The following is an 18682-nucleotide window of genomic DNA, read 5'->3' as shown; positions in this document are numbered from 1 at the left end:
AAGGCAGTAGAGGGAGCGCAGATGGCGTGGTTCGAGCGGGAGTTCATCGCGGTCCCCGAGGAGCGCAAGAACCAGATGGTCTACAAGTGGCCGGATGTCAACATCCGCCGCTACAGCCGCGCGATCGTCAACGCCGACGAGACCGCCCTGTTCGTGCAGTCCGGGCAGGTGATCGCCGCGATGGGCCCGGGCCGCCACCGCATCGACGCCACCGAACTACCGGTGCTCGGCGCACTCGTCGACACGGTCACCGGCGGGAACTTCTATCGCGCCGAACTGTATTTCGTCTCCACCAGAGAGTTTCCCGGGATTCGGTTCGGCGGACGGCTGGCCGATATCCTCGACCCGGTCAGCGAGCAGGTGGTGACCCTGCGCGTGTTCGGCGAGTTCGCCCTGACCGTCCGCGATCCTGGCGAGCTGCTCACCCAGCTGGCGGGCACCGCGGACCTCACCGACCAGCAGCGGGTGCAGAGCTGGTGTGCCGACCTGCTGCTCAAGTCCATGAAGATCGCCGTGACCCAGGGCATCTCGCGCGGCGATTGGCAGGTGCTCGGGCTCTCGGCGCAGTTGCAGCCGATCGAGACCGCGGTGCTGCGCCAGACGAACACGGCACTCTACGAATACGGCCTACGCATTCCCCGGATCGGCAACTTCGACATCTCGCTGGCTCCGGAAGACGCCGACCGGCTGAAGCGACTGGCCAAGGACGTCAAGTACATACGCCTCACCGGCGATTTCCAGCGCTACGCCGCGGGTGAACTCGCGCTCGGCGCGAGCCAGGGTTTCGCGCATGGTCACCACCACGGCGCCGACGGCGGATTCCTCGGCGCCGCGCTGAGTTTGAACGCCATCGGCCAGCAGGTCGGCACCCCTTCCGCGGCACCGCAGCTGCCGCCCGCCGCTCCCGAGGCGGGACAGGTGTCGTGCGCCGCCTGTGACGCCGCCAACCCGGCGGGCGCGCGGTTCTGTATGAACTGCGGTGCGCGCCTTGCGCCGCAGCCGCGGCACTGTCCCAGTTGCGGCGCGGAATCCGCCGCGTCGGCCAAGTTCTGCGGTGCCTGCGGAACGCCGATGCCCGGAGGCTGACGCCGAGCGCGCCATGCCTCCGGGCATCGCCGGATGGATCAGCCGGCGACCGTCGGTGCGACGGCGGTCGACTCACCGCCGCTCACCATGCCGCGGACCTGCCGCGCCGCCACCGAGAGGGCGGCCAGGTCGTGGGTCTCGGCGGCGAAGATCTGCGCCAGCGACGCACGGGCGCGGCCCAGCCGCGACCGGTTGGTCGACTCCCAGTACGCGATCTTCTCGGCGGTGCTGTCCTGCGGTTCGGTCGCGGTCAGCACGTCCAGGGTCAGCGAGCGCAGCGAATCGTAGAGATCCTCGCGCACCGCGAGCCGGGCCAGCGCCCGCCAGCGCCCGCCGCGCTCCAGGTTGCCCACCGCGGTCAGCAGGCGCTCGATCTGGAAATGCTCGTTCAGCGCGTAGTACAGCACCGCGACCTCCGCGGGATCGCGGTCGGCGATGTCGGCCAGGTCGATCACATCCAGCAGCGGGAAGCGGTGGATCAGCCCGAAGGCCTCCTCGGCCAACTCCCGCGGCGCGCCCCGGGAGATCGACCGCCGCGAGCGCTCGGCGAGATCGTCGGTGAGATACCCGGTCAGCCAGGCGGGCACCTGGCCGACCAGGGCACGCACCCCGTCCCGGTACCTGGCGATGTCGGCGCCGATCGCGATCGGCTGCGGCCGGTTGGACAGCAGCCACCGCGACGCACGGTCGAGCGTGCGCTTGGTCTCCAGCTCCAGTTCGTTGCGCGCCGCCGTGGACATCGGCGTCTGCCTGATCCGCTCCCACAGAGTGTGCAGATCGAAGATCTCCACCGCCGCCTTGTACGCGCGCACCGCGTCGTCGGTGGTCGCCCCGGCCTCCTCCGCGAGCCGGAAAGCGTAGGTGATACCGCCGTAGTCGACCATCTCGTTGACCACGACGGTGGCCACGATCTCGCGCCGCAGCGGGTGCCTGCCGATCGCGGTGGCGAACCGCTCACGCAGCGGCGCGGGGAAGTAAGCCGGCAGCACCGACGCGAACGCGGCACTGTCGAGCAGGTCGCCCGCGAGCAGGTCGGCCTTGAGCGACAGCTTCACGTGCGCCATCAGATTGGCCAGCTCGGGCGAGGTCAGCCCGGTTCCTTCGGCGGCACGGCGGGCCAGCTCGGCATCCGTCGGCAGCGCCTCGAGCTCGCGGTCCAGGCCGCGGCGCTGTTCCAGGTCGTTGATCAGCCTGCCGTGCACGCCGGACATGCCCGCAGCGTCGGCCCGCGACATCCCCAGCCGGAAGTTCTGCGAGATGTTGTCGCGCAGCACGAGTTCGGAGACCTCGTCGGTCATCGAGGCCAGCAGCGGATTGCGCTCGGCGACCTGCAGCTCGCCGCTGGATACGACGGCGTCCAGCAGGATCTTGATGTTGACCTCGTGGTCGGAGCAGTCCACGCCAGCCGAGTTGTCCAGCGCGTCGGTGTTCATCCGTCCGCCATTGCGGCAGAACTCGATCCGGCCCAGCGCCGTGGCACCCAAGTTGCCGCCCTCGCCGATCACCTTGACCCGGAGTTCGTCGGCGTTCACCCGGACCGCGTCGTTGGACTTGTCGCCCACCTCGGCGTTGGTCTCGGTACTCGCCTTGATGTAGGTACCGATGCCGCCGTTCCACAGCAGGTCGACCGGCGCGAGCAGAATCGCCTTGATCATCTCCGGCGGCGACAAGGTGGTCACGTGTGCGGGCAGATCGAGCGCGGCGCGCACCTCCGGCGTCACCGGGATCGCCTTGGCGGAGCGGTCGTACACACCCCCGCCGGAGCTGATCAGCGACGTGTCGTAGTCGGCCCACGACGAGCGCGGCAGTGCGAACATCCGCTGGCGTTCCCGGAACGAGCGGGCCGCGTCGGGAATCGGGTCGAGGAAGATGTGGCGGTGGTCGAAGGCGGCCACCAAACGGATGTGCTCGGACAGCAGCATGCCGTTGCCGAACACGTCACCACTCATGTCACCCACACCGACAACGGTGAAATCCTCTGTCTGGGTGTCGATCTCCATCTCACGGAAGTGCCGCTTGACACTCTCCCACGCACCCTTGGCCGTAATCCCCATCGCCTTGTGGTCATAACCCGCCGAGCCACCCGAGGCGAACGCATCCCCCAGCCAGAACCCATAACTCTGCGCCACATCGTTGGCGATATCCGAAAACGTCGCCGTGCCCTTATCAGCGGCGACAACCAGATAGGTGTCATCACCATCCCGGCGCACCACCCGCGCAGGCGGCAACACCTCACCGGTCGCACGGTCCACATTGTCGGTGATGTCCAGCAGACCGGAGATGAACGTCCGATAGCAGGCAACACCTTCCGCACCCAAAGCCTGCCGATCCGCCACCGGATCACCCGTAGCCGCGGGTGGCTGTTTGACCACGAACCCGCCCTTGGCACCAACCGGCACGATCACCGCGTTCTTCACCGCCTGCGCCTTCACCAAACCCAGGATCTCGGTGCGGAAGTCCTCCAACCGATCCGACCACCGCAAACCACCACGCGCAACCGAGCCGAAGCGCAGATGCACGCCCTCCACCCGCGGCGAGTACACGAAGATCTCGAACTGCGGACGCGGCTTGGGCAGTTCGGCGATCGCGTGCGGGTTCAACTTGACCGACAGGTAGTCCAGCGGATTGCCCGCCTCGTCGCGCCGGTAGTAGTTGGTCCGCAGCGTCGCCTCGATCAAGCCGAACAAGGCACGCAGAATACGGTCGGTGTCCAGGCTGACCACGGCGTCGATCTCGGCCTGCACCCGCTCGGCGATCTCGGCGGCCCGGTCGGCGGTCTGATCGCCGACGCCATCCGGATCGAAGTACGCGGCGAACAGTTCGGTGCACGAGCGGGCGGTGGCCGGGTGGGTGAGCAGCACGCGGGTGATGTTGCCGAAGGTGTAGGCGAATCCGGCTTGCTGCAGGTACTTCGCGTAGGCGCGCAGCAGCGCCACCTGACGCCAGTGCAGACCGGCGCGCAGGACCAGTTCGTTGAGGCCGTCGACCTCGGCACGACCGAACCACATCGCGGTCACCGCGTCCGGGAAACGCCGTCGCACACTGGTTTCCGGCAGCGACGCGACATCGACCGACTGCCCGAGCTGTGCGGGCGGCTCGCTGTCGAGCGCGTCCCGCAGCGGCGCGGCCGTCACGCGCAGTCCGAAGTCGTAGATCCAGCGGTCCGGCCGGTCCGGCACCGTGATGCGGTAGGGCCGCTCGTCGACGACTTCCACACCGAGACTGTGCAGCACCGGCAGCACCCGGCTCAGCGACACGCCCTCCCCCGCCACGTACAGCGTGAATCGCCAATCCGCCGAGGCGGACTCGCCGTGCCGGTAGAGATTGGTGTCGATCTCGCCGTCGGCCAGCCGCTCCAGCCTGCGCAGATCGGTGAGCGCCCGTGCGGGCTCGTGCTCCTGCTGGTAGCTCGCCGGGAAGGCGGCCGCGTAGTCGCCGACGAGCGCCTGCGGCACGTCCGACGCGCCCGCCGCCTCGGCGACGAGGCGGTCGCTCCAGGTCCACGTGGTGGCCAGCAGCAGCTCCTGGATCCGCTCGCGGTTGTCCTCGGAGATGTCGCCGGGTTCGGCGCCCGGCTTACGGTGCACGGTGAAATACACGACGGCCAGCTCGGATTCCGTCGCGCGCGCCGAATAGGCGATCTGCTCGGCATCGAACTGCTCGCGCAGGATGTCGCCCATGCGCAGCCGGACCTCGGTGGAGTAGCGGTCACGCGGCATGTACACCAGGCAGTAGATGGTGTCGCTGCGCGCATCGCGGCGCAGGAACAACCGCACCTGGCGCCGCAGGCCCAGATTCATGACAGCGGAGACGGTTTCGAACAGCATGCGCGCGTCGGTGGAGAACAGCTCCACCCGCGGGAACGACTGCATCATCTCCAGCATCGCCTGCCCGGAGAAGGAGTTGAGGTCGAAACCGGCCCAGTCGATGACCTGCAGTACCCGCCGGGAGATGACCGGGATGTCGAGGATGTTCTCGTGCAGGCCCGCGACGGTGAAGGTGCCGACGAAGACGTGCTCGCCCTTCACCATGGCGACGGTGTCACCCCAAGCCGCGCGACCGCTCGGGTCACCTGAGCCGTAGTCGGCGACGCTGATGAAGTACAGATCCCGCGACCCGGGCAGCAGCGACTCCACCGAGCCGTTGGCCATGCGCAGGACCGTCCGCTTCGCGCCGACCACCGGCACGCTGATACCCGCGGCGGCGCCGCCGGCGAGCACGCCCAGTCCGGTGCCGGGCAGCTGCCACGGCTCGAAGTCGGCGTTCGCGCTGGGCGCGGAGCGGCGGAAGTGGTAGTAGCCGTAGCCGAGCGGGGTGAAGTGCCCGTCCGACAGCCAGCGCAGCAGATTCGCGGTCTGCGGGATCTCCGCGTCACCGGCCCACTGCGCGGCCTGATCGAGCTGGTCGGCAACGGTGGTCAGCACCTCGACCATGGTCGGCGTGTCGTCGGCGACCTGGCGCAGGTCGGCCAGCAGGGGCGGCAGCGCGCGCTCGATCCGGTCCACCAGCTCGTCGGACAGGCCCGTGCCCAGCTGCACGTGGATCCACGACTCGCGCAAGGTCTGTCCGTCGGTCTCGCCGGCGGTTTCGGCCTCGCCGTCGCGGGGGGCGATGGCCAGCACCCTGCCCTCGGCATCCCGCGACACGTCGAACACCGGGTGCACGACCTCGGTGATGGTCGCGCCGAGCCGGCGCAGCGCGGCGGTGACCGAGTCGACCAGCAGCGGCATGTCGTCGTTGACGATCTGGATCGCGGCGCCGAGCCCGGCGCTGTCGTCCGGGCGGTAGACCCGGGTGGTCGCCGAACCGGGCGCGCGGGTGGCCGCCAGTCCGAGATGCTGGCGGAAGATCCGCTCGGCTCGATCCGTGATCGCCGACGCCGAGGATCCCGGCTGGATCCAGCGGAAGTAGGCCGCCTCTAGATCGGTCGGATCATCGTGGAACCGCTTCGGTGAAATCGTCTGCTGGGTGGTTGCCACCATCGATCCGTCGCCTTCCCGGGAACTGCACTCGTACGTGTTTCGTACTTCAAATAACGTACCGCTGGATAACGGCACAATCAACAGTGTAACAATAATATTCCGTGGCAGATACCGGTCACGGCGTCCGGATCAGGGAGTTTCTCCGGCCGAACGGATGCGGTTGCGCTGTGTCAGCGGACCAGACCCGCTCGCGAGACGAAGGTCCGAGCGGCCGTCTGACCGGCGAATGTCCCTGTCTCCAAGCGCAAACCCGCCCTGGTGTCCGCGTACCAGACGGTTGCCGAGGGGCTGATCGCCACATAGACAGGACCGTCGACGAGCACGACCGCGCGGGCGCTGCGCCAGCGAGAAAGGCTGTCGGCCAACTGATCCGGCTGGACCAGCTCGGAATAGAAGGTCAGGTCCCTACCGCCGGCGATGCCGCCGAAGAGCATCGGGTTGCTGGCCGCGATGACGCACTTCTCCCCGCGCCGACTGGCATCGAGTGCCTCGCACGACGCCGCGGACCGCAGCAGACCCGGCATGGCCTGCGCCGGTGTATCCCCGCGCGTGAGCGATGGCAGAGACATCGAACAGGACCGGGCACCGAGGACGACGGCAACGAGCATGACCAGGATTCCGATTCCGGCGGCACGCCACTGCCAGAGCGGATAAGTCTTGCCGACAATCTTCTTGGTCTCGGCGACCGCTTTTTCCGCCTCCGCGCCGACCTTCTCCGCAACCCCGGCCATCTGGGCGGGGAGGTTGCTCTCGACGACGGACTTGTCCCTGGACGCGCGCAGCGGCGCACCGCAGTGCGCGCACCGGGAATCGGCACCGGTGTTGCGGTGCCCGCAGTACTCGCAGACCAGCTCGCGCAACGTGGACACCTCAGCGCCCCGTGACCACGATCGAGGAAATGGCGGTGGTGTTGACCGAAGGACCGCCTTTGGATTCCAATACGGTCAGCACGATCTTCGAGGCGCTCACCGGCGGCTCGATCTTGGTTACCACCAAGGTGCGCTGGTCGAGGGTCGGCTGCGTGTAGACGGTCTTGTTGCTGTCGTCGAATTGATACGAAACCCGGCTCGCCGTGCGGTATTTCGCCCACTGGTCGGTACCGTCCGCACTGATGTTGTCCCAGCCGGGCACGATGCCGATCGAGTCGATCTGGTAGGTCTTGCCCAGGTCGATGGTGATCACCTGGCCGTCGACCTTGTAGGCACGCACGCACGACCAAGCCTTGCCCGATTGCCCGGAGAACGCGTCCATCGCCGGCGTACCGCCCGGCCCGCATTTCGATTCCGCGGACTTCACCTGGATGATCGAGCCCGCCGCCGGAGCGGCCGACGTCGCCGGCGCCGCGGAGGTCGGCGGCGGCGTGACGACCAGCAGCTGGTTCTGCGCCGTGTTCTTCGAGTCCCCGCCACCGGTGGTGACAAGAAGCAGCACCAGCAGCACCGCGACCACCGCGGCGACGATCAGGGCCACCTTCGGTTTGCGCAACTGGACGAGCGCGTCCTTGGCCACCTCCTGCGCCGGCGCGAGCCGGTTCGCCTGTGTGGCCGCGCGGCGTTCCGGTTCGGGTTCCGGCTCCGGGGCGGCCGGCGCGTTCGAGCGCGCCGCGACCGCGGAGTAGTCGCTCCCGAAATCCATCGCGGGCGTCGTGTCCTGCGTCTGCCCGTTCAGCAGCGCGAGGATTCGCTCGCTGGCCCTCGGGCCGTCGCCGCTGCGGCGCCGTGGCGCCACAGGCTCGGAGTCCGGATCGAGGTCGGGAAGCCCGAGCGAGGCGGCACCGAAGTCCGGACTGTCGCTGGGCGGCGCGGCGGAAGGCCCGAACGACGGATCGGACAGCAGCGCCTCCAGGACCGCGCCTCGATGACGGAGAAAGACGTCTCCCGCGTCCTCATCGGGCATGAACCGGATCGTATCCGGCGCGAGCAGCCCGCCGAGCGCACGCTATTCCCGTTGCGGGGAACAGCCGCAGGGCCGGTTCAGCGTTTCTTTTCCTCGGTCACGAAGTACTCCGGCGGCACGTCGAACACTCGCGCCAGCGCGATCACCAAGTCCAGCCGCGGGATCGCGTCCCCGTGGATGAGCCGGTACAGACCGGACTGCGACACCGGCACGTCCGGGTAGGCCAATTCCAGGTGCTGTGCCAGCGAGTAGAGCGTCAGCGACCGCGTCGATCCATCCTCGGTGGACACGACGGACTCCGCGATCAGCTCCGATAGCCGGCTGGAGAAGATCGCGGCGGCGGCCTGTCTCGGGGTCAGCGCGTCCCCGGCGTCGTGATGAGGGAGATCGCCGCCATCGGAATGGGTGTCCGCAACCACGGTGATAGACATTAACCGACCGCTCCCGTCAGCTCACGCGACGGCCACCAGGTTGCGGAGGTGCAACCATGGGTCCGGATGCCCGAGCGCCGGGCGCGGGCGGGCCGTCGACGGTATCGAAATATCGTGTCTCGCCTCTCGGCTCGATGAGGTCAACCCGCACCGTGCGCATCGGAATGCTCACGTCCACCGCGGTCGCGCTGACCTGGTTGATCGCGAGATCGACCGCACGCCTGCGCGGACCGCCGGGCTCGCTGATGGTGACCGTCGTGTGCGCGCTGGACGCACGCGGCGGCAGGTGGTCGAAGACGGCGATCGTGGCGGGGGTGTCCGCCTCCGCACCGTTCTGAGCTCCTGGTCCTCCGGCGTTGGGATCCGCCATCCGCATCGAGCGGGGGTCACCGACCGCGGTGACGAGCTGACGCCAGCTGTCCGGTCGCGCCGAATGGATCTCCACGTCCGCGCCGACGACCATCGCGCGCAGGATGATCTGCTGCGCGACCGGCAGCACCGCATGCACGTCGATGGTGCGCCTGCGCGGGTTGTACCGGGCCGGGTCGAACAGCGGCAGCGCCAAGGTGTGCCGCGGCTGTCCGCTGATCGCACCGAGGATCTGGCCGTTCGGGCCGATCGCGATGGTCAACTCGGCGACCACGTCGCTGGGTGCGACATCAGAGCCGGACTCGAAGCCGCGCAGGGCGCGGACCGAGTCGCCGGTGGGCAAGGACGCCATCAGCGCCGTCGACTGGTCGCCGCCGAGCAGGCGCAGGTATTCCGGCGGGGTGGTGGTCAGAGCCGGACCGATGAACCGGACCAGGGCGCGCGGCCCTTCCCCGTCGTCGGTCAGACTCACCACCAGCGTGGTGCGGCCGCGGTTCCAGGTCCAGCAGTCGTCCAGGCCGACGCCGTCCAAGCGGGTCCAGTCGATCAGGAAGCTGGTCACGAACCGGCCCGGCACCGACGACTCCAGATGGCTCCAGGTCTCCCGCAGATCGGTGAGTTCGACACCGGCGTGCAGCAGGCGCGTCGCGTCCCGCAAGGCGTCGGCGGGCAGCGCGTGCGCGGCGATGCCGCGTTCGCGTAGCCGTCCCGCGATCCGGTGCGCGGCGCTGGCCAGCGCCTTGGGCGCGACCACCGAGCACGGGCCGCGCTTGCTCAGCGCGGCCAGGTTGCGTTCCTGATCGAGCCGGACCACCAGCCAGGTCAGCCGATCGCCGACCACCGGGTGGGAGCCGATCAGCTGGTCGTAGAGCATGCTGTAGCTGCCCGCGGAACGGACACGCTGCCCGGTGGTGACGATGTCGATGTCGACCGAGATGCCGAACTGGTCCAACATCGGATACAGCACATCGACCGGAATGGTGTCCTCGGTGTAGAGCGTCTGCTCCCCGATGACGGTGGGCAGGTCCAGGTTCGGCGCGAGCTGGATCATTGCGATCAGCGTGTTGCCCGCCTCGTTGATACCGCACACACCCGCCGCGACCTGCACATCGCGGATTCGGGCCAGCTGCGCCCTTTCCCGCGCCCGGGTATTCCGGCCGGATCGGTATTCCACCCAGTCGAGCAGCCAGCGCGCGCCGGTGCGTCCGTTCACCCGGACGGTCACCGTCGTGACCAGGACCGTGACGACCACCGCGCTGACCCACCACGGTGTCTTGGCCGACAGGCCGACCAGCAGCGGGCTGCCGACCACGACGAAGGCCGCGAAAGGACCACGCTCGACGCCGCCGAACCGAACGCTCGGAAAGCTCACCGCCGCCTCCGCATCACGGAGTTCGCGTGACTTCCTGCCAGGCCGAGCAGGAGGGCGATGACGATGACGACTGTCGCGGTGACCGCAGGCAGCGGATCCTTCGGGCGCGGCGGGGCGGGCATGGGCAGTTCCGCGGACCGGAACAGCCCGGCGGGCGGCTTCGGCGGCGTCCGGTAGCTCAGCGCCGCGAGCGGGTCGATCATGCCCGCGCCCACCGCGTTATCGATGCCGCGAGCCGGAGCGTGCGCACTGGCCTGCAAACGGGCGGCGATCTCCGAAGGCGTCTCGTTGGGGAACCGCGACCGCAACAGCGCGGCGACTCCGCTGACGTAGGCCGCGGCGAACGACGCACCGCCCACCGGAACCAGCTTGTCCGGCGTGCCGACACCGTTGATCAGACCGCCGCCGCCGGGACCGAGCGACTCGATGCCGGTCCCCGGCGCGGCCACCGAAACCCACGGCCCGTTCAGCGAATCCTGCATCGGCGCGCCGGTCGCGGTGGTGAATCCGACGGTGAGCACGTCGGCGCCGAACCACCCCGGTGTGGAGATCGTCTTCACGTCCCGCCAGTTGCGGGGATCGGCGGGGCGGGCCGGATCGATGTCGGGATTCTGCGAGCAACCGGTGCCGCCGGCGGTGTTGCCCGCCCCCGCAACGATGAGCGCCCCGCGAACGTGCACGGCGTGGCCGATGGCCGCCGAGAGAATGGACTGGTCCACCTGCCCGTCAGCGGGCACGCAGATCGGCAGCGACACCGTGATCACTCCGGCGCCCTGGTTCGCCGCGCGGGTGATCGCTCGGGCCATGGTGCGCAGGTCGATGGACAGTTGCAGGTCGCGATCGGAACTCGGTTGTTCGAGGCTGAACGCGCCGGAACGCGTGCGAAGGGAGATGATCCGCGCGTCCGGGGCGACGCCGGCGAATCCGTCCGCGGGATCGGGGGCGGCGCCGATGATCCCGGCGACCAGCGTGCCGTGCGCGTCGCAGTCGGACAGGCCGTCGCCGCCCGCCGCGACGTAGTCGCCGCCGCCGACGAGGTTGGGCAGGCGCGGATGGGGAGTCACGCCCGTATCGATCACCGCGACGGTCACGCCCGCGCCGCGGCTCAGCGCCCGGGCGCGGCGCAGATCGAGCGCGAGTTCCGGTGGCGGAACCCGGGACACGTCGCTGTCCGGCAGCAGACCCGCGGCCAGACAGCCCTTGTCCTGCTTCGTCGGGAGTTCGGGTCCGGGCGGATCATCCGTGGGCGGTGAACCGACCACGACCTGCGGCGGTTCCAACGCGATGGCGGGCGCGGCCGGGACGGCCAGCAGCACTCCGGCCAGAGCCGCTACAGCGGCGCTGCCGACCTTCATCAGATCCCTCGCATCGCGGTGTAGACGCCCATGATCCAGAAGGCGATCACCGGAACCACCAGGATGAGCGCGTACTCCACCAGGTCGGTGACCCGCCGGGTCACCGGGGAAAGTCGCTTGCCGGGCAAGCGGATCGCCGCCACACAGGCCGCGATTGCCGCGATAGCGACCACCAATCCGACCACCAGACGCGCGACCGGGGTTTCATACGCGCCGACCAAGACGAATCCGACGCCGCACACGGTAGCGGCGGAGGCGGCGATCAAGGCGATCGCTTGCACCCGGTCCGGATGCCAGCGCGAGCGCATCGCCAGCAAGCCCGCGATCGCGGCGGCCATGACGATCTCGCGGATACCGCCGGGGCTGACCACGGCCGAGGTCACCGCGGCGACCGCGAGCACGGTCGAGGTCGAGGCGATCAGGCCGCGCAGGCTGGTCACGGCCAGCCGGGCGCGGCTCTCGATGCCCACCTCGTTGCTCAGGCGCTGTCGTTCGCTGTCCTCGGTGTGTTCGTCTCCTTCACGCACCGTCTCGGCATCGAAGAGGTCGGTCAGCGTCGTCGGGGCGACCTCGTTGCCCGGGTCGGGCAGGTCCGGCGGCCGGATGCGCGCGATCACCACGGAGATTCGTGGCGCCACGGTCAGCAGCACGATGCCGACGAACACCGCGCCACCGGCCACCTGCCCCACGGACAGATCCACGTAGGTCAACGGCAAGGCCGCGGCGGTCAGGGCGACCCCGAGCACCGTCACCGCCATCAGCGTCGCGATGCCGAGTCCGCTCAACCGCATCATGGTGGCGGCGGCCACCGCGGCGACCACCGCTCCGGCCGCGAGGTTGGCCGCGGCGAACGGTCCTGGCTGGCCGTAGGCGGGCGGCACCAGCATCGCGCCGCCCGCGAACAGCAGCGGCGTGGCCGCCAGCGACAAGCCGAGGCAGATCTTGGCCGGAGCGTCGCGCCGGCGCGCGATCGCCGCACCCGCCCAGCACAGCGCGCCGAGCAGCAAGGCAGGCAGCCCACACCACACCACCGAACCGGTCATGGTCCACGACCAGGACAGCATCGCGGCCACCGCGGACGCGCCGACTCCCAGCGCGGCGAGGCCGACGATCGTCGCGGTATTCGCGTCGAATTCGGCGAACTCACGCTCGTTGATCAAGGCGAGCGCGTCGGTGATGTCCTCGACCACCGGCGTGAACACCTCCGCCGACTCGACGACCGACAGCATCAACACGGTGCCGTCGGTGACGTCGTGGTCGGCGAGGCTGCGCCAGCGCGGCATCGGCGGCTCGCCGGGGCGAGCCAGGCTCCACTGGCCCTGTGGCGGGGTGAAGTCCACGCTCTCGTCATCGATCGCCGAGGCCAGCACCACCAGCAGATCGTCGATGAACGTCTCGATGGTGAACTTGGTCGGCACCACCACGTCGACCTGGTAGGAGGCGACCATCACGGCGATCCGGGCCCGTGCTACGTCCGCCGACGACTGCGTCCCGGCGGGCGCGGGTGCGACGGCAGTGGTCATCGCCACGCTCCGCGATCACCGGAGTTGTTGTCGGCGCCGCCGGCGAGGTATCCGGGGAATCCGTCGGACAGCCAGGCGGCCAGTTCCTCGAACGCGAGCACGGTCTCCTTCTCCAGCAATCGGAGGTCGATCTCGCCGCCTTCGGCCAGGTGCGCGTCGTAGGGCAACACGCAGGTCGGGCGCTGCGCGGTGGCGAACAGCTTCTCGATCGCGTCCACGTCGACAGTGGGTTTCAAGGGCTGGTGATGCACGATCCCGACGATCGACTTGGCGATCAGATGCTGGAGACCGTGCGAGCTCAGCCAGTTCAGCGTAGCCACCGCGCCGGTCACGCCGCCGACGGTGGCCGGGGTCACCACCACGACGGCGTCACTGGTCTGCAGCACCGACGCGGTCGCCGAATCGAGCACACCGGTCCCGCAGTCGACCACCAGCAGGTTGAAGTGACGGCGCAAAACCTCCACGGCCGTGTGGTATTCGTGGCCGGACAGCGCGTCGGTGGCCTCGGTGGTCCACGGCGAGGCGATCACGGCGAGGTCGGCCGAGTTGATCGAGGTGAACGACTGCACCGCGGAGAACGCGTCCAGGTTCTGCGACTGCGCCAGGTCGCGCAAGGTCAGTCCGTACGGGTGCCTCGCGGTGCGGGTCGACAGATCACCGAAGTCCGGGTTCGCATCGATCGCGACCACCCGGTCCGGGCGCAGGCTGGCGAACGTCGAGCCGAGCGTGGCCGCGGTGGTCGTGCGGCCGACGCCGCCCTTCACGCTCACCACCGCGATCTGATAGGTCGTGGTCAGCTGCCGGCGAATGCGGTTGCGGCGGTCCTCGGCGCGCTGCTCGGCAGGCGAAAGCCCGATATTGAAGCCGACTTTGTTCAGCGCACCACGAACACCGGACTGGGACCGCAGCTGCGCGCGCTTCGCGGCGGAGATGTCGGCGAGCAGCTCGATCGAGCTGAGCGCGGCGGGCAGCACCTCGACCCGCGGCGTCCCGTCGTAGGCCGACCGGTCGACGCGTTCTGGAACCCAGGGTGCCGCCGATCCGGACGACCAATTCTGATTCGTGGATGCGCTTTCGTTCCGCGCGAGCGCCTGGGAGGGCTCGGCTGCCTGCTCGGCCTGGTACGGCTCGGCGGCCTGCTGCTGGGCCGAAAGTTGGTGGGCGGCCTGCTGTTGTCCTTCCGCCGGTGGCGCGGCGGCGTAGTCCCGCTGCGTATTCGCCTGCGGCGGTCGAACGCTTGCCTGCGGCGGTTGCGCGCTGGCTTGCGGCGGTTGCGCACTGACTTGCGGCGGTTGCGCACTGCCCTGCGACGGCTGCGCACTGGCTTGCGGAGGCTGGGGATTCACCTGGGGCGGCGGCACACTGGCGTCGGGCAGCGGCGCACTCGCCGCGGGCGGCGGAGCTACCACACCCTGCGACCGATGGTCGGGTTCCGCCTGCGGCTCGCGCGGCGGTCCGACGATGGGGTCGACGTGACTGAACGTGTCGGCATCCTGGCGTGTTTCGGCAGCGGGCCCTGGTGCCACGGCCGCATCGGCCAACTCGCCGGTCGGTGCGAAGAACGCGTCGTAGCCGCCGCGAGCCCGCACGGCGTCGGCCGAATGACCGTTTCTGCTCGGTGCTCGGTTCATTTCCGTCGTCCTCTCCACAACCACGGTCCGACGTTCAGTTCAGTCTGCTGGTGTCGAACCAACTTCGGCCGGGCAGCAGGTCGATCAACGCCCCGATCCCCGACCGCAAAGCCGCATCGTCGCCAGGGGCGAACGTGGACCATATCTCTCCATCCATCGCCCTGCTCGGGGTGACGATCAGCCGCCCCGAGAGCGTGTCGAGCACGCTCACACACGCCTCGGTCTGGATCGAGCCGCCATCCCGATGCTCGACCATCACGATCTCGGCGCGACGCTCCACCTCGGCCAGCGCCCGGGTCAGCACGGTGGCGGTGTGCGGCTGGGCGCCCAACTCCACCAACGCTTGCCGCCGTTCGTCCGGTTCCGACGGCACCTCGTCGAGCTGCTCGACGCTGGTGGTCATGGGTGTGAACCGCGGTATCTGCGCGGGGCCGAGCGCTGCGGCCAGCGCGGCCGTCACATGCTCCAGATTCCGCCCCTCGTGGAACATCGTCTGAATGACCACGTTGTCGTCGAAGCGCAGGGCGAGCACATGGGTGTCGCCGCTGCGCACCAGTGAAAACCGCAGCATTCCTTGCGGTTCACCGTCCAGTCCGGTGGACAGGACAACAGCCATCACTTCCATATCCGGTCGGTAGAGGCACTGTAGCCAGTGCTCGACCGTCGGATCCACCCGGTCGCCGTCAATGATGCCCGCCTCGGCGAGCTGCGGCGCTACCACAGCGTGCACCCGCTCCTGATCCTCGAGCCGGTAGACATTGGGTAACAGCGCAAGCACCGCGGGATAGGCATCGATGCCCACCATGTCTTTCAACAAAAGGGCGGCGTCGACATTCAGTTCAATCGATACCGGATCAGCTTCCACACCTTCACCGAATACAGATCGGGGCCGTCGAACGCACCGCAGCAACCTGCGGCGCTGGTCGTCGAGTCCTTGACTTCGTCCGGACGGACAACTGTAAGGGCCTCCTCTCCATCGACTCGAACTCGGCCACGGTGTACCTCACCGCGCACGTTCCTGGTCGGTTGCGGCCGATTCCTCGGCGGCGCCACCGATGACACCGACCAGCAGCAACTGTTCGGTTTCCGACTCGTCGTGTTCGTCGCGGCGTTCGAAGTCGGCGTACTCGATCACACCGATGACCGGAGGCTGTTCCAGGACCGGAACTTCCTGAGGTTCGCCGGGCACGAAAACCTTCGACTTCTCGCGGTCCTCGTCCCGCTTGCGTCGCCGCATCTGCGCTTTCGGTGCGGTCGCTCCGCGAGGCGGAGTGCGCCCGGCCGGGCCGGCGGCGGTCGGGTTCGACGTGGCGCCGAAGGCAGTGCCGCGGCCGAGCGACCAGTTGGAAGGCATCCGGAACCCGCTCGCGGCGCCGGGCATGGCGCCGAGTCCGCCGCGGGTCATGCTGAGGGCGACAAGGCTGCCGACTCCACCGTTCAGCCCGGCAAGGGTAGTCGAATTCTGCGATGTTTCCGAGAAACCCTGCGGATCCATCGAACCGGTATCGGAGCCGTCCGCCGACGGGTTCGCGAACGAATCGGACGGCGACGTGGGGTCCACCTCCGGCACCTGCTCCACCGGTTGCGTGGGGTCCGGTGGCGTCGGGTCAGTGGGATCGGGGGGCGGCTTGCCCGGATCGGTACCAGGATCGGTACCCGGATCGGTGCCGGGGTCGCCGATCTTGTCACCGAGCCCGGGGCGTTCGCCCAGATCGGAGATAGCACGGTCACCGATATCGGGGGAGAAGTGCTCGAGAACCGGGTTCCCGTACGACAGACCCACCGGTGTCGGCTCTGGACCACCGAAGACGATCGGCAATGGGGCTTCCGGATTCGGCAGCATCGCCAGCGCAGCGGATGCCGCGGCATCGTAGCCGGACATGACCCCTGCCGCGGCGAACCTGATCGCCTGATACTCGATCGCGAGGGCCACAGCCGCCCCGAGCGCAAGCGGAGCCAGCTTCGTCGTGCTGGCCGCGGCAACCGCGGCCTTCCTCGCATAGTGGCTGATGAGCCACGCCTCCACGCCCAGCATGGCGCCGAGGGCCGTCGTGTATGCCGCCTCGGTCGCCTTCGCGACCTGCGCGGCCTGCGCGGCCACAGTGGACTGTCTGTGCAGCCATGCCGCATGTTGACCAAAAGCTGCCTGGGCGCGCTCGGACGAGGCCCCCTGCCACTCGTTCCCCAGCGCCTTGATCGAGGCTTCTGTTCCGGCGGCGGTGGCGGCCAACCCGGCCGACAAGGCAGCGTAGGCGTCCGAGGCGATCTCGAGCGCACCCGCGCCGAAACCGGTTTTCAACCGGAAGATGTTCTCTTCCGGCGTCTTCGCGGCGAACGCGAACGGAGAGGATGGCATGACATCAGCCTTCGCTCTATCTGGCTTCGGCTACTTGCCGAATGCCGAACTTTGAACGTGGCCGCTACCAGCAGTATCCCCCGCGGTGTAGGACACCTCCACCGCAGGCAGCTGCGGCGCAGCTTCCGCGCGGTACTCCGCTCCCCGTACCGCCTTCTCGTAGAGGTTGACCGCGAACGCGAAGAAAGTCTTGGTGATGTCGATGCTCACGTCATCGATACCCGCCGGCATCGGAACGCTGCCCGTAGCGGTTACACCCATCGTCTCGACCATGTTGGCGGTATCACCGGCCACTTGCGCACCGATGGTGGTGACTTGCCCAGAATTATTGATCGCGAAGGTCATGATAGCTCCTAAGGAGGGACGCCGAGCTCGCGTCGAGCGGTGCAATCAGAACGTTAAGCTATCCCCACTGTTGGGGATAGAACATCTCGCTCACATTCGCCCCTGCGGCTGCGTCCACGCCGCTCGCATGAGGTTCCTCGACACCAGAAGGCAAACGCGCGTCGTGTGGTGTGATCCGCCGACGGATCACCGTTCGCGATGTCGCTCTGGGCATTCCAGGCCCCGCGCGCAACCACTGGATACACGCGATCGTCCTCGACGATGTCCGCGCGAACGAACTCGTCGAGGACGACAGCATGTGCCCGATCTGACCGGCCTTGCCATAGACATTCGGCATCAATGCCGATTCGGCAGGGCGGGAACCACATCCGGATCGCATTCCATGTCAGCCTGGAGACCTGGCCTTCTCAGGAGAAGCGAGTGCGGCCGTGCGTGCCTAGCCGATACCTTCGAACCGCGAGGCCTGCGCCTTGTCGATCCACGTGAACTCGCCGTCGACGCCGTTGACCTTCGAGATCTTGTTGTTCAAGAGGGCGAGTGCGTCGTTGTACTCTTGAACCTTAGTCCTGATCCGCTGCTGCAGTGCGTCACTCGAGCCACCCGCATGCCCTGTGAACACTTCGGCGATCATCTTGCACAACTTGTCCCGCTCCTCGTTACTGACGTTCATTTCCGCCAGCTTCTCCTTGGCGCGGATAACCAAACCATCGACCGCATGAGGATCATTGAACAATTCCATTTCAGAAATACCTCTCTCGGTGGATACTACTAGAAGTTGTAATTGTATTGGTTGATCTCGGACACACCGGCTTCATCCTGAGCGCCGAACTTCCCACCTGAATCATTCAATGCCGCAATGACTTCCCGGAAGATATTCTCCAGCTCCTTTCCTCTTTGGTGAGCATTCTGATATGCTTCCTGGATCGCATTAGCGGTTTTACCCGCAGTCGCCGAGAGATACTCCTGCCTGATACCGTCCAATATCTGCAAGTGGTTGTTGAACGTGTCGGCCTGAAAGTCGAGCTTTCTTGCCGAGGCAGTCAGGTCTTCTTCGGATCCCCTGAATTTCCAGTTGTCGGCCATCTCTGTGCGCCTCTCCCATCAAGTGTTGATCTTGCCTCGGTCGGATTCGCCGAGGACGTTCGTTAATTGTGTGTCGGAATATTCGAGACGTGGATCGGGCTCGTCGACGTCCTCGATCACACCGATTACCGGGATTTCTCCAGAACCGACACCTCCTGAGGTTGTCCGAGGGTGACCGCTCGGCGCTCGTCTGCTCAGGCTGCCGGCACACTGGTGCCGCCGAGCACGTCGGCCTGCAGATGATCTGGAGAGG

General features: G+C 68.0%; 14 protein-coding genes. 1 reads left to right on the top strand and 13 read right to left on the bottom strand.

Going from position 1 to position 18682, the window contains the following annotated elements; genetic code table 11:
* Positions 1-21 precede the first annotated feature (21 nt).
* Entirely contained in the window at positions 22-1086 is a 1065-nt protein-coding gene (locus ACWPXK_RS30715; RefSeq protein WP_454199667.1) for an SPFH domain-containing protein, read from the top strand.
* A 38-nt stretch (positions 1087-1124) separates the two neighbouring features.
* Here the strand turns inward: ACWPXK_RS30715 and ACWPXK_RS30710 are convergent, their stop codons facing one another.
* The 13 genes from ACWPXK_RS30710 to ACWPXK_RS30650 all read right to left on the bottom strand — a co-directional run bounded on the left by ACWPXK_RS30710 (position 1125) and on the right by ACWPXK_RS30650 (position 18429).
* The gene (locus ACWPXK_RS30710) at positions 1125-6068 is read right to left on the bottom strand and encodes an NAD-glutamate dehydrogenase (RefSeq protein ID WP_454199666.1); all 4944 of its coding nucleotides are present in this window, start codon (positions 6066-6068) and stop codon (positions 1125-1127) included.
* Between the two features lie 170 nt (positions 6069-6238).
* On the bottom strand, positions 6239-6937 hold the full coding sequence (locus ACWPXK_RS30705; RefSeq protein ID WP_454199665.1) for a hypothetical protein: 699 nt from the start codon (positions 6935-6937) through the stop codon (positions 6239-6241).
* 1 nt (position 6938) lies between these two features.
* A complete protein-coding gene (locus ACWPXK_RS30700; RefSeq protein WP_454199664.1) occupies positions 6939-7964 on the bottom strand; it encodes a discoidin domain-containing protein in 1026 nt (341 codons plus the stop codon).
* 77 nt (positions 7965-8041) lie between these two features.
* Positions 8042-8383 carry a helix-turn-helix domain-containing protein gene (locus tag ACWPXK_RS30695; RefSeq protein WP_454199663.1) on the bottom strand — a complete coding sequence of 114 codons (342 nt, stop codon included), beginning with the start codon at positions 8381-8383 and terminating at the stop codon, positions 8042-8044.
* 28 nt (positions 8384-8411) lie between these two features.
* Entirely contained in the window at positions 8412-10136 is a 1725-nt protein-coding gene (eccE, locus tag ACWPXK_RS30690) for a type VII secretion protein EccE (protein WP_454199662.1), read from the bottom strand.
* The gene (gene mycP, locus ACWPXK_RS30685) at positions 10133-11491 is read right to left on the bottom strand and encodes a type VII secretion-associated serine protease mycosin (protein ID WP_454199661.1); all 1359 of its coding nucleotides are present in this window, start codon (positions 11489-11491) and stop codon (positions 10133-10135) included. Before mycP ends, eccE begins: the two co-directional genes overlap by 4 nt.
* Entirely contained in the window at positions 11491-13014 is a 1524-nt protein-coding gene (gene eccD / locus ACWPXK_RS30680; protein ID WP_454199660.1) for a type VII secretion integral membrane protein EccD, read from the bottom strand. The genes mycP and eccD overlap by 1 nt, the downstream gene beginning before the upstream one ends.
* Entirely contained in the window at positions 13011-14645 is a 1635-nt protein-coding gene (locus ACWPXK_RS30675; protein ID WP_454199659.1) for an AAA family ATPase, read from the bottom strand. The genes eccD and ACWPXK_RS30675 overlap by 4 nt, the downstream gene beginning before the upstream one ends.
* 34 nt (positions 14646-14679) lie before the next feature.
* Positions 14680-15510 carry an ESX secretion-associated protein EspG gene (locus tag ACWPXK_RS30670; protein ID WP_454199658.1) on the bottom strand — a complete coding sequence of 277 codons (831 nt, stop codon included), beginning with the start codon at positions 15508-15510 and terminating at the stop codon, positions 14680-14682.
* Positions 15511-15648: 138 nt separating this feature from the next.
* Entirely contained in the window at positions 15649-17001 is a 1353-nt protein-coding gene (locus ACWPXK_RS30665; protein ID WP_454199657.1) for a PPE domain-containing protein, read from the bottom strand.
* A 30-nt stretch (positions 17002-17031) separates the two neighbouring features.
* Positions 17032-17346: a PE domain-containing protein gene (locus ACWPXK_RS30660; protein ID WP_454199656.1), complete on the bottom strand. Its 315-nt coding sequence runs from the start codon at positions 17344-17346 to the stop codon at positions 17032-17034.
* 436 nt (positions 17347-17782) lie between these two features.
* A complete protein-coding gene (locus ACWPXK_RS30655) occupies positions 17783-18085 on the bottom strand; it encodes a hypothetical protein (protein WP_454199655.1) in 303 nt (100 codons plus the stop codon).
* 29 nt (positions 18086-18114) lie between these two features.
* Entirely contained in the window at positions 18115-18429 is a 315-nt protein-coding gene (locus ACWPXK_RS30650; protein ID WP_454199654.1) for a hypothetical protein, read from the bottom strand.
* Between the last annotated feature and the right edge of the window lie 253 nt (positions 18430-18682).

The sequence above is a fragment of the Nocardia sp. Marseille-Q1738 genome, from assembly GCF_965283145.1.
Note: the sequence above shows the minus strand (reverse complement) of the source record. Positions and strands in the feature narration are given on the sequence as shown.